Below are 11,626 nucleotides of genomic sequence, written 5' to 3'. Positions count from 1 at the left end.
CAGCTGCTATGTGAAAGTAGGTCATCGCCAGGCTCCAAATAAGAGAAAGCCCGATTCGAAAGAGTCGGGCTTTTTTGCGTTTGAAGCTTTCAGCTTTCAGCCGTCAGACGTCAGCTGAACTGTGGGGTTGTTTAGTACAGAGACTCCCTCAGCAACACCCCGCGTAGGAGGCACTTCAGTGCCGAATTCAGACCAGAACAAACACATTCACGGCTAAAGCCATTCCTACGTGATGAGAATGTTAGACGTCAGATATTAGATGTTAGTTGAACTGTAGGGTTGTTAAGTACAGAGTCACCCTCAGCAACAAACCCCGTAGGAGGCACTTCAGTGCCGAATCTAGACCATAACAAGAATGTTCATTGCTAAAGCCATTCCTACAAGTACACTTTACCTAGAACCTAGAACCTAGAACCTAGAACCTAGAACCTAGAACCTAGAACCTAGAACCTAGAACCTAATTGCATAGGAAGACGCAGCACCAAACACCCACACCGCGAGGCTGATCGCTGACGGCTGAAAGCTGATAGCTCTGTGTTGGGTTTCGCTGCGCTCTACCCAACCTACGCCAGGCCTTTCGACTTTCCCCTCACTAACTTTACTCTTTCTAACTCGCTAACTAGCGACTAAAAAAGCCCATACTCTTCGGTTTCTTCTGCTTCGTGGCGCATGAGGTGCTCAGGGCGGAAGATGGCGCTTGGGTCTAATAATAAGCTGTGTTTATGCTTCATTTTGATTAGTCCGCGCATCATGTTTTTAGTTTGCGGATCAACATCAAAACCAACCGAGGTAAGTTGGTCTAACGGTTTGATGTCTTCTTTTTTTACGTTGATATTGTCTTCTACTTTGTCGACTAGAAGGCCTATATGAGGTGTTACGCCGTCTTTTGTGGTGAAGATGATGATTGGCTTGTAATCAAGAATGATCTGCTCACGTGCCGATTCAAACAATCTAATAAGCTGGTTGAATGTTTGGCGCTTTTTCTCTGCAAATAGGCTAATCACCTTGTCGTGAGGTTGGCTTTTTTGCAATTCTAATAACTCACCGGCCATAGCATGTAATTCACGGTGTGGCTTATCAAACTTAGCTAAGATACTTTGTAAATCTTCGTTATCGGTTTCGAAGTTGTTATACCAACGACCAAAGGCACATTTGTCTGGATCTGTGGCTTTTGTAAAAGGCGCACCTGTCACTAAGCTATTTTCTAAGGCATCTAGCCAATCTAAATGGTCTTTCTCTCTTTCGACTAAAAGATCGGATAATTCGGCATTGGTTTCTTTGGTTGAGTGGTTGTTTAATACAATTCCTAAATCAAAGATAGGCGTTGGAGTTTCCATATAATCTTTAACTCCAATGAAGCTTTTATTTTCATTTGGCAACGACGTTAAGTTTCCTTCGTAACGCTCAGTTAGAAGAATATCGAGAATTTTTAGTGAAATGGTCTTTTGGCCAACTCGAAAATTAATCAGATCCATATTTCCCTCAAAGCCTTGTTAAGTCTCTATAGCATAGAACATTATTGTAATTTAGTCGTAGTTTAACCTAATTACTTTTAAAATATGAGCGGTAGATTTTTTTGTTATTTCCAGAAGTGTGAGTGTTAAATAGATCAGCGAAATCTGATGTATCAGTAAAGAGGCGATTTAGCTCAGTCAGTAGGCATTGATTGTTTAGTGGTGTTGGGCATTTTTGGGCTGCGCTAACGAGTGCAACAGCATTCAAATAACCTTCAAATATAATTCTATTCGCACTAGTGTGATATGGCTCAATATCTTCAATAAATTGCTTACACCAATGGTTTTTACAGTTATTAGGGTCAGGTACCACTTCAGTGACCATAATGTTAGCGGGCTTTTTAACCCGTTGGTATAAATCATGACTCGATACAAAAGACACCGAAGTATAGTCTGGGTTGAAGTTTTGTTTGTTAGCTGCATTAACAAATTCAGCGAGAGGCTTGTAGGTGCCGACTAAACAAATTGCGGTTGCCTTACTTTCCTTTAGAAGCGCTAAAGCTTTTGAAATATCATCACTATTGCGCTTAAACCGTGCGACTTCTACAGGTTTAATACTATGTATTTTTAGGGCGTTAACGAGATTGCTCTCTACCATGTAACCAAACTCATCGGCTTGGATCATCAAGCCAATTTTTTCATGCTTACGCTCTTTAACTAGGTAGTTAATTTGCTCTATGGCTTCATCTTGGTAGCTCGCACGAAGATTAAATACATTCGGCATTGAGCTGTTATGTAAAAAATCAGCGCCTGTAAATGGCATTAGGAATGGAATACGGTGTCTATCTAGCAGGGGCTTAATTGCATGGGCTGTTGGTGTGCCCATAGAGCCAAAAATCGCATGGATCTTTTGATCAAATAAAAACTCGCGGGTATTCACTACGGTATTTTTTGGCTCGTAGCCATCATCAGCTAATATCAGATCGATATTTTGCCCATTAATACCGTTTTCTTTGTTGATTTTATTAAAGTAAATATTACTGCCAAGCGCCAGTTGTTCGCCTATTTGCTTTGCGGGTCCTGTGAGCGCAGTGGACATCCCGAGTTTAATGGTAGGCTGTGCGTGTTCAGCTAAAGCTACCTGTGATAGCAGCAAGGTACAAATACATAAACACTTAATGGCTGTTATTTTGAAGTGATTTATAGTGAGCATACCAACCTTGCACTGCGGTTTTGAACTGTGAGTCTAAGTCTTTTTTACCTGTAAAACCGGCTTCTTCGATTAAGCTATTTACAGAGGTTTGCTGTAATACTAGTCGAATAAGGATGAATTTTGTATGTTCATCTAATAAATTTAGACTAATTGGTGTGCTCCAAATCATTTTCCATAGCAATGGCTGTACTTTGAAGAGGCTAATGTCACCGGTTAACAGTCGCTCAGCTCTTGTATTTAAGGCAGAAGGTAAGTCACTTTTTGGTAAGCCTTTGAATAGCTCTGCAATAAGCTGCCAAGGAAGTGAGCTAAAGTGACCAAGGAGTTGCAAAGACAGGTCTTGTTTAAATTCCTCTATTAAGAGTGCTGTGCTATCTGTGCTTTGCTTATCTAACGCTTTAATCACTAAAGCAGCATGTTCGGCCGTTGCTTTGTCATGACTAAATCCAAGCTTAACAATATTAAAGCCATTACTTTGCCAAAACTTAACTAACGCTGCATTTGCGCCAAAGCTGGCACCAAAATAACTGCAATTATTTAATTGGCTTTCGCAGTAGTTTAACAGGGCTGAGCCAATTCCTTGTTGATGAGATTCAGGTGCAACAGCTATTCTCACGACTCTCGCTGAGCGTTTACATAAGTCTTCTGTATTTCGGCTCAATTGAGTCAGAGTTTGCGCCATTAAATGACCATGAGGCCTGCGCTTTCCTTTTATTACTTGCTCTGCGATTTCTGGTGCTAAGCCACCTTCAATAGCAATTAAGCAAACGGCTTTTAACGCATCTTTTTGTTTGCAGATCGATAGCTGTAACTCTGGGGCATCAAGCAATTGGCGTAAGTCATTTACTGTGGTTTGGTAATGAGCCAACGTCAGTAGCGCCATAACTTGGCTAAGTAGCCGCTCATCATCAACAAGTTGCTCTTTGCTTATGTTTTCAAATTGGTAAGACTTACCACTCTGCGTATCTAGGTACTTTGCATCGAGTAGTAATAGTTCGCGTAGGCTATTTTCGAGAGGGTCATGTTTAGCAAAACGAATTGGCTCATCCAAAGTAATAGTCTTTAGCGATTTAAATTGACTGCGCAAGTAATGTAAAAAGCGTAACGTGTAACCACGCCCATTCCCTTCATAACCAACCATAGTGCTCGCAAATACGATTCGTGGATAACTTTTTAGTATCTCTAATAGCATAGGAACCGGAATCGCCGCAGCTTCGTCGACAAATAACAGATCGCAATCAGGCTTTTCATGTAGCAGTATATCTGGCGCAATATAGCTAAGGTTAGCTAGTTGCTTACAGTTTTGCTCTTTGCTAACACCAAGCTCAGCGGCTAAATGTTTAAAGCTTGTTTGTACGGCTTTGGCTTGGGTGGCACAAATAAGGATTTTTTTATCTTGAAGACTTGCTGCTGCAAGTCCTAAAGCAGCTGACTTACCACGACCTCGGTCTGCACTGATCACAAAAGGGCGATTAGCGCGCCCTGTTGCGGTTTTAATAATTTGCTCAACACATGCTTGTTGTTGCTGATAATTTATCTCTGCAGTTGCTGACGATACTGATTGGTAAATAGGAAGCGAGTGCTCAGAAAAATAATGTGGCTGCAATTTTAGCTTGGCGAAAAAACGCTGATTAAAAAAGCTGTGTTTAATTTCTTCGCCATAAGAGGTAATACTTGTGAGTGCTGGGTCTTGCCACTTATCGTCATCGGGCAGCAATAATATCAGTACACCGCCTGCTTTTACGGTACCTGCAAGCGCGGCTAGTTTATCGGCATATAAGCCGCTAAAACCATCAAAAATTGCGTGATGAAACTCTTGGCCAAGAATTTGGTGAGCATGTTTTGGAAACTCACTATTTGCTAATAATGAGCTGCTACTGAAAACATAGCTATTTTTAAGCGCTAATTGGTTTGCAAACTGGTAGCACCAAGTTTGGCTGCCTTGCACAATGACAAGCTGGCGATGCTTTGCAATCACCAGCTCATTACACAGTGCTGTTAAATACTCATTATAAGGCTTGAAGTCTTGCATACTGTGTTACAAGCCATTTGTTGCCTAGGTCGTCAAAGTTCACTTGAATACGTGACTGTGCGCCGCTGCCTTCGTAATTGAGTACTGTTCCTGCGCCGAACTTGGCGTGTAATACGCGTTGTCCTAAGTTAAAGCCGCTATCTTCAAATGCGGCATGTGTTACTGATGGACTAAAACGACCTGCCGCAGGCGGTCTTGAAACCTGTGTTTTAATACGGATTTCTTCGATACAGTCTTCAGGCATTTCACGTAAAAAGCGTGATGGGCTATGGTATTTTTCTTGTCCGTATAAACGGCGACTTTCTGCGTGGCTAATGTATAGTTTTTCCATCGCGCGAGTCATACCAACATAGCAGAGGCGGCGTTCTTCTTCTAAACGGCCAGACTCTTCATTACTTTGTTGCGATGGGAACATGCCCTCTTCAACACCAACCATAAATACCAGTGGGAATTCTAGGCCTTTTGCTGAGTGTAATGTCATCATTTGCACTGCGTCTTCGTGCTCATCAGCTTGGCCTTCGCCAGATTCTAGTGAGGTATAAGCCAAAAATCCCTGTAGTGGTGAGCTGAACTCTTCATCTTCAGGGAGTTCGTATTGACCACAAGCACTGATAAGCTCTTCTAAGTTTTCTACGCGGGCACGGCCTTTTTCACCTTTTTCAGCTTGATACATTGCCATTAACCCTGAGGTTTGAATGGCGTATTTCGCTTGCTCTTCTAAGGTGAGATCGCTGATTTTATCTTCGATATGCTCAACAAGTTCTAAGAATTTAGTGACGGCACTTGCTGCACGGCCAGATAGGTGTTGTTGCTCTACAATAGCCTTTGCGGCATACCAAAGTGGCAATGATTCATTGCGCGCACAATCACGAATGTGGCTTAGTGTTTTATCACCAATGCCGCGGGCTGGGGTATTAATAACGCGCTCGAAAGCAGCATCATCTTGACGGTTACCCACTAAACGTAAATACGACAGTGCATCTTTGATCTCTTGACGTTCGAAGAAGCGCATACCGCCGTAAATACGGTATTTTAAGCCTTCTTGTAGCATTGCTTCCTCGAGTACACGAGATTGCGCATTGTTACGGTATAAAATGGCGGCGTCTTGTAATGCATTACCTGCATTTAGCCAGCTACGTAATTTGCTGCTAACAAAGCGCGCTTCGTCTAATTCATTAAACGCAGCGTAAACAGAAATAGGCTCACCATCATTGCCGTCAGTCCACAGGCTTTTGCCCATGCGTTCAGCATTGTTTTTGATCAGCGCATTTGACGCTTTTAATATTGTTGCCGTTGAACGGTAGTTTTGTTCAAGGCGAATGGTTTCGGCTTCGAAGTCAGTTAAGAAGCGTTTGATATTCTCAATTTTTGCGCCACGCCAGCCATAGATACTTTGGTCATCATCACCTACGATCATAATACTGTTGGTGTTACCTGCGAGTAATTTTAACCAAGCGTACTGGATTGTATTGGTATCCTGGAACTCGTCTACCAGCATGTGGGCAAAACGCTGTTGATAGTGGCGTAATAGAGTAGGGTGATTCTTAAGTACTTCGTAGCAGCGTAGTAGTATTTCTGCAAAGTCGACTAAACCTGCACGGTCACAAGCCTCTTGATATGCAGCATAGACTTTCAGCATCATTTGCTCATTAATATCGTAGGCTTGAATGTCTTTAGGACGTAGACCTTCATCTTTTTTCGCGCTGATATACCAACCAAATTGTTTTGCTGGCCATTTTTTATCATCGATGTTCATCGCTTTGAGTAAGCGTTTGATCATACGTTGTTGATCGTCAGAATCTAAGATTTGAAAGCTTTCAGGTAAGTTCGCTTCACGGTGATGGGCGCGTAAAATCCGATGAGATAAGCCGTGGAAGGTACCAATCCACATACCACCAACCGGTGCTTTTAACGTTTCTTCTACACGGGTACGCATTTCTTTTGCGGCTTTGTTAGTGAAGGTTACCGCAAAGATGCTGTATGCAGAAGCTTGCTCAACTTGCATGAGCCATGCGATGCGATGAACAAGTACTCGAGTTTTACCAGAACCTGCACCTGCAAGTACCAGCATATTTTGCAATGGGGCTGCGACTGCATCCCGTTGTTTGTCATTTAAGCCATCGAGTAATTCAGAAACGTCCATCGTTACGCCTTTTCAATCTATAATGGGTGGAGTATAACAGGTGTTTATGCAAGGCTAAATAAAATACTGTTTTTATAAACAGCTATTTTGGCAAGTCATTAAAATTACGATATAAAAATTGTGAATTTGACCGATTTTTAGCAAAAAGAACTAAAATTAAAATCACGCTACTTTTTAACACTTTGATTTGTAAGTCATAATAAGTTGGCATAAAGTGTGATTATAAAAAGTATAATCATTAAAAACTACAGAGGTTAGTATGGCAGAGCAAGGTTCTGGCGGTAATGTAATCGCAGCAATATGTAATATCTTTTTTCCTGGTTTAGGACAATTGGTACAAGGTCGTTTAATGGCGGCTATTGCATTCTTTTTAGCATGGGTTATTAGTGGTGCACTAATTTATGTTGCAGTTGGCTTTATTTTACTGCCAATCGTATACCTATGGGCGATTATTGATGCTGCACGCTTCAAGTCGCGACTCTAGCTATTTAATTAGCACAAACTCGAGCGCCACTTAGGCGCTCGAGTTGTTTTAAGGCGACTAAACTCGCCACGTTTAGCTGCAAACGGTATAATTAGCAGATAACGTATTAAGAGTACCCTCCATGGAATATCAATTTATCCGCGACCCTATTAGCGGTTTACGCATTAAAATTTCCTCTGAACACGCCATCATAGGCCGTTGGCTAAACGAAGAAGTCGGAAAAGAAAAAATTGCGATGGTGCAAGCGTTGATCTCTGCTGTTAAGAACAGTCATGAGTCTTTAACCTTACAAGGTCAAGAAATTGATTTGATATTAAATAAAGACGAAGCGCTGTTCGAAGCACATGCATTACATCAAGATAACGAAGACTTAGTTGCCTACCAAGATGATGATTTAATGCTTGAAGAAGAAGGCCTGTGCAGTGGCTGTGGCTTTGAAGATTTTGTTGATTTAATTGAATCTTGGCAAGAATTTACACAAGGCCGATAAGCAGAAGCATATTCTGCTTATCGGTAGCTAACTTATTGCTCGCTCACTGATTTAACAGCGGCTAGTAATAAATCTTCTGTTAAGCGTACTTTGTAATTTGGGTTGGCGTATTGAAAATGAACTAACCCATTTGTATCTATCACAAATACTGCTGGTACAGGCAGTGCTACTTTTGGCTCACCTTCTAACGAGACAAAGTTAACCCCAAGCTTATTGCGGTAAATTTTTGCTGTTTTGTCATCTAAATAAAATGCTAAACCTAACGTTTGCGCCAAAGTAAGGCTGTCGTCAGAAAGCAATTGATAGCTAGGAGCTGTAATTTTTGTTTCAGCGAGTTTTTCAGGGCTATCTGGTGAAACGGCAATTAGTTGCGCGTCTAAGCTTGCTAATTCTTTCTCTATTTTTTGCACGCTGGCCAATTGTTTTGAACAATATGGGCACCAGCCACCACGATAAACAATCAGCACGGTAGTTTTTTCTTTAAAGCGCTCAGCTAGCGAGACGGTTTTACCGTATTGGTCTTTCAATTCAACATTTGGCACCGTTAAGCCAGGTAATAACGGACTAACTTGCTCTGCTGACTCCGCAATATTGGTCGCAGTTGCAGCGATAACTTGGCTTGATAGTACAAACAGTGCACTAATGAGTAGAGATTTAAACATGGGCTTCCTCGGTTATTTTTATCAACTGCAAAGATGACCTGATTGTTGCGGGATTTATTTCATCTTTACCTACATCAAACTCAAATTTAACTGTAGTATATAGGCAAATAAAAAATGCAAGTTGGGATAAAGAATGTCTGCTAATTTACAAAAACTCGTTGTTATGCTCGAGATGCAAAATGCGATGAATACCAAAGTTCATGAGCAATGGTTTAGCCAAGGTTTTGAATGGTATCGTGCAATTTGGGTTGAGTGTGCTGAAATGCTGGATCACTACGGTTGGAAGTGGTGGAAGAAACAAACCCCAGATACAGAACAAGTTATTTTAGAGTTAGTTGATATTTTCCATTTTGGTTTATCTTTACGCATTGATGGTGAAACCAGCTATGAGCAGTTAGCTGCGAAACTTGAAGCTGAGTTAAGTGCGCCAGTTCAAGCCGATGACTTTAAACAAACACTCGAATTATTAGCCGCGTCAGCTGTTGCTGAAAAGAGTTTTAATGCCGCTGCATTTGCAGGTTGTATGGCGCAAATCGGTATGGATATCGATGATTTATACCGTGGCTACGTTGGTAAAAACACCTTGAATTTCTTCCGCCAAGATCATGGCTACAAAGACGGTAGCTATATCAAGGTATGGAATGGCCAAGAAGATAACGAGCACTTAGTTGAAGTGGTAAAAAGCCTCGATACAGAGCATGCAGATTTTGCAAAACTTGTATACCAAGGCTTAGAGCAGCGTTACCCGAAGTAATCATTCAACGGGTATAAGCTCACGAAAATCGATGGTTGATAAAAAGCCATCGAACTGCTTATGCGGTTGCTGACTATCAGGGTTGGCAACCGCAAGTATATGACCAATACCAAACTCTTTTGCCGCATCTAGCACGGCAGGGCTGTCATCCACAAATAAAGTCCGTTCCTTATCAAACTGCCATTCTTGATGTACTTGTTGCCATAATGGTTGATGCTCTTTACTCACGCCATATTGATGAGTTGAGATCACACCATCTAAGTAATTATCGATAGCAGTATTTTCAAACTTTAACATGGCACAATCTGGGTGCGCGTTAGTAAGCATGATCAATTGTTTGCCTGCTTTTCTCAGTTCAGTTAAGAATGGCGGAACATCTTCACGAATTCTGATTAAATGTTGAATGTCACGTTTCAGCGCCATAATTGGTAAATCAAGTTGTTGTTGCCAATAATCTAAGCAGTACCAATTAATTTGTCCGTGAACTTGTTGATAACGATGTAAAATGTCAGCTTTTGCTTCGTCTAAGCTGATTTTATGTTTACGCGCATATTGCTCGGGAATAACAGTTAGCCAAAAGTAATTATCGTAATGCAAATCGAGTAGGGTGCCATCCATATCTAACAACACAGTATCGATTTTTGACCAATTTAACATAGGCAATTCACTTTAAAAGATTTATGATGAGCATAACTGCCATGATAGCAAATTAATGCCAATGACACAGAAAAAGCATCCTACACCACCGCAAATTTTGTCTAATGAAGTTGTCGCTAAAAGTCGACTATTTACTGTTGAATCTCTCGAATTGAAGTTCTCAAATGATGAGCAAAGGCAATACGAAAGAATTCGTGGCGGTGGCAGAGGGGCAGTTATGATTGTGCCAGTAACGGCCGATAATGAACTGTTATTAGTGCGAGAATATTGTGCAGGCACCAATGATTATCAGTTGGGCTTTCCAAAGGGCTTAATTGACCCAGGCGAAACACCACAACAAGCTGCAGACCGTGAGCTTAAAGAAGAAGTTGGTTTTGGTGCTAAACATTTTGCTGAACTTAAAAAAGTCAGCATGGCGCCGAGTTACTTTAATGCCACTATGCATATTTTGTATGCTGAAGATCTCTACCCTGAAACCTTACCTGGTGATGAGCCTGAACCGCTTGTTGTTGTTAAATGGCCAATAACTGATTGGCAATCATTATTGCAACAAGAAGACTTTACTGAAGCACGAAGTGTCGCAGCTTTGCTATTATTAACAAAGTACTTAGAGTCGGGAGCGGGCAATGAATGATTTTTTAGAACCGTGTATTCGGTTAGCTGAGCAAGCTGGCGATGCCATTATGGCCATTTATCAGCAGGATGATATTGGTGCTGAGCAAAAGTCAGATCATACTCCGGTCACTAAGGCTGACTTAGCATCGAACGATGTATTAATGGCTGGTTTGAAGACCCTAGCCCCTGATATTCCAATTATGTCAGAAGAAACACCCATTCCGGCGCTGGCAGACAGAAAAGATTGGCACCGTTATTGGCTGCTAGATCCTATGGATGGTACTGGGGAGTTTATTCTCGAAAGCGGTGATTTTGCCGTTAATATCGCGTTAGTTGAAAATAATCGCCCTGTGCTGGGTGTTATTCATTGGCCAGCGAAACAAGTGACTTATTTTGCTAGTTATCAAAATGGCGCATTTAAACGTGAAAATGGCCAAGATCAGCAAATTTCGGTGGCAACACCTGATAATTTAACCTTAGCTGTAAGCCGCAGACAAAAAATTGAAGCGGTCAGTCAGTATTTAAATACTCAGTTTGCAACGGTGGCATTAGGCTCATGTTCATTAAAGGCTTGTATCATCGCAGAGGGTAAAGCTGATTGTTTTTTACGTATCGGGCCAACGGGTGAGTGGGATACTGGGGCGTCACAAGTGATTGTTGAAGAAGCGGGTGGCTGTATTACCGATGCCGAATTCAACCCGTTAACTTACAATCAACGAGAAAGCACAGAAAACCCTGACTTTATTGTGATGGGCCACCCTGATTGGGAGTGGCAAAAAATGATTAGTCCTCATCAGCGTGCTTTTTAGCTTTGGTTTGTGTGCTTTTTGTTCGTTTGAGTTAAATTTGTCACTATAACCCTTGATTTCTAATCTTATTGCTATATGATAGCGCTCTCTCTGAAACAGGGCAGCAATAACATGCTTATGTTACTTAGAGATTACAGGCGCGGGATGGAGCAGAATGATAAATCATTCGTCGGACTCGCTAATACCTGAAGTCGAAGGTCGTCGGTTTAAATCCGGCTTCTGGGACTCTAAACATACAGGCGCGGGATGGAGCAGCCTGGTAGCTCGTCGGGCTCATAACCCGAAGGTCGTCGGTTCAAATCCGGCTCCCGCA

General features: G+C 41.7%; 11 protein-coding genes and 1 tRNA gene. 6 read left to right on the top strand and 6 right to left on the bottom strand.

The window, feature by feature from the left end:
* Positions 1–626 precede the first annotated feature (626 nt).
* The 4 genes from EXT43_RS00195 to uvrD all read right to left on the bottom strand — a co-directional run bounded on the left by EXT43_RS00195 (position 627) and on the right by uvrD (position 6,842).
* Positions 627–1,475, bottom strand: coding sequence for a CZB domain-containing protein (locus EXT43_RS00195; protein WP_055199374.1), 849 nt, complete (start codon positions 1,473–1,475; stop codon positions 627–629).
* A gap of 67 nt (positions 1,476–1,542) precedes the next feature.
* Positions 1,543–2,667, bottom strand: coding sequence for an ABC transporter substrate-binding protein (locus tag EXT43_RS00190; RefSeq protein ID WP_130166123.1), 1,125 nt, complete (start codon positions 2,665–2,667; stop codon positions 1,543–1,545).
* The gene (locus EXT43_RS00185; RefSeq protein WP_130166122.1) at positions 2,630–4,699 is read right to left on the bottom strand and encodes a GNAT family N-acetyltransferase; all 2,070 of its coding nucleotides are present in this window, start codon (positions 4,697–4,699) and stop codon (positions 2,630–2,632) included. Before EXT43_RS00185 ends, EXT43_RS00190 begins: the two co-directional genes overlap by 38 nt.
* Complete coding sequence (uvrD, locus tag EXT43_RS00180; RefSeq protein WP_130166121.1) at positions 4,677–6,842, bottom strand: DNA helicase II; 2,166 nt, start codon at positions 6,840–6,842, stop codon at positions 4,677–4,679. The genes EXT43_RS00185 and uvrD overlap by 23 nt, the downstream gene beginning before the upstream one ends.
* Positions 6,843–7,101: 259 nt before the next feature.
* Between uvrD and EXT43_RS00175 the strand changes: the two genes are divergently transcribed.
* Positions 7,102–7,326, top strand: coding sequence for a hypothetical protein (locus EXT43_RS00175; RefSeq protein WP_054554878.1), 225 nt, complete (start codon positions 7,102–7,104; stop codon positions 7,324–7,326).
* Positions 7,327–7,447: 121 nt separating this feature from the next.
* A complete protein-coding gene (locus tag EXT43_RS00170; protein WP_055021758.1) occupies positions 7,448–7,816 on the top strand; it encodes a YacL family protein in 369 nt (122 codons plus the stop codon).
* Positions 7,817–7,848: 32 nt separating this feature from the next.
* Here the strand turns inward: EXT43_RS00170 and EXT43_RS00165 are convergent, their stop codons facing one another.
* Positions 7,849–8,478, bottom strand: coding sequence for a peroxiredoxin-like family protein (locus tag EXT43_RS00165; protein ID WP_062564677.1), 630 nt, complete (start codon positions 8,476–8,478; stop codon positions 7,849–7,851).
* A gap of 133 nt (positions 8,479–8,611) precedes the next feature.
* Between EXT43_RS00165 and EXT43_RS00160 the strand changes: the two genes are divergently transcribed.
* On the top strand, positions 8,612–9,232 hold the full coding sequence (locus tag EXT43_RS00160; protein WP_130166120.1) for a dUTP diphosphatase: 621 nt from the start codon (positions 8,612–8,614) through the stop codon (positions 9,230–9,232).
* On the opposite strand, the gene yrfG is transcribed toward EXT43_RS00160, so the two are convergent.
* Complete coding sequence (yrfG, locus tag EXT43_RS00155) at positions 9,233–9,889, bottom strand: GMP/IMP nucleotidase (RefSeq protein WP_130166119.1); 657 nt, start codon at positions 9,887–9,889, stop codon at positions 9,233–9,235. It abuts the gene before it with no gap.
* A 61-nt stretch (positions 9,890–9,950) separates the two neighbouring features.
* On the opposite strand from yrfG, the gene nudE reads away from it, so the two are divergent.
* The 3 genes from nudE to EXT43_RS00140 all read left to right on the top strand — a co-directional run bounded on the left by nudE (position 9,951) and on the right by EXT43_RS00140 (position 11,626).
* Complete coding sequence (nudE, locus tag EXT43_RS00150) at positions 9,951–10,523, top strand: ADP compounds hydrolase NudE (protein ID WP_171037179.1); 573 nt, start codon at positions 9,951–9,953, stop codon at positions 10,521–10,523.
* The gene (gene cysQ / locus EXT43_RS00145; protein WP_054563939.1) at positions 10,516–11,313 is read left to right on the top strand and encodes a 3'(2'),5'-bisphosphate nucleotidase CysQ; all 798 of its coding nucleotides are present in this window, start codon (positions 10,516–10,518) and stop codon (positions 11,311–11,313) included. Before nudE ends, cysQ begins: the two co-directional genes overlap by 8 nt.
* Before the next feature lie 240 nt (positions 11,314–11,553).
* Positions 11,554–11,626: transfer RNA gene (locus EXT43_RS00140), tRNA-Met, on the top strand.

Origin of the sequence: Pseudoalteromonas sp. CO109Y (assembly GCF_004208935.1) — a bacterium.
Lineage (GTDB): Bacteria > Pseudomonadota > Gammaproteobacteria > Enterobacterales > Alteromonadaceae > Pseudoalteromonas > Pseudoalteromonas shioyasakiensis.
This window is presented reverse-complemented; position numbering and strand designations above follow the sequence as displayed.

Coding starts and splice junctions, on each gene's coding strand:
- EXT43_RS00195 (WP_055199374.1), bottom strand. CDS start 1,475: ATGGATCTGATTAATTTTCGAGTTGGCCAAAAGACCATTTCACTAAAA.
- EXT43_RS00190 (WP_130166123.1), bottom strand. CDS start 2,667: ATGCTCACTATAAATCACTTCAAAATAACAGCCATTAAGTGTTTATGT.
- EXT43_RS00185 (WP_130166122.1), bottom strand. CDS start 4,699: ATGCAAGACTTCAAGCCTTATAATGAGTATTTAACAGCACTGTGTAAT.
- uvrD (WP_130166121.1), bottom strand. CDS start 6,842: ATGGACGTTTCTGAATTACTCGATGGCTTAAATGACAAACAACGGGAT.
- EXT43_RS00175 (WP_054554878.1), top strand. CDS start 7,102: ATGGCAGAGCAAGGTTCTGGCGGTAATGTAATCGCAGCAATATGTAAT.
- EXT43_RS00170 (WP_055021758.1), top strand. CDS start 7,448: ATGGAATATCAATTTATCCGCGACCCTATTAGCGGTTTACGCATTAAA.
- EXT43_RS00165 (WP_062564677.1), bottom strand. CDS start 8,478: ATGTTTAAATCTCTACTCATTAGTGCACTGTTTGTACTATCAAGCCAA.
- EXT43_RS00160 (WP_130166120.1), top strand. CDS start 8,612: ATGTCTGCTAATTTACAAAAACTCGTTGTTATGCTCGAGATGCAAAAT.
- yrfG (WP_130166119.1), bottom strand. CDS start 9,889: ATGTTAAATTGGTCAAAAATCGATACTGTGTTGTTAGATATGGATGGC.
- nudE (WP_171037179.1), top strand. CDS start 9,951: ATGACACAGAAAAAGCATCCTACACCACCGCAAATTTTGTCTAATGAA.
- cysQ (WP_054563939.1), top strand. CDS start 10,516: ATGAATGATTTTTTAGAACCGTGTATTCGGTTAGCTGAGCAAGCTGGC.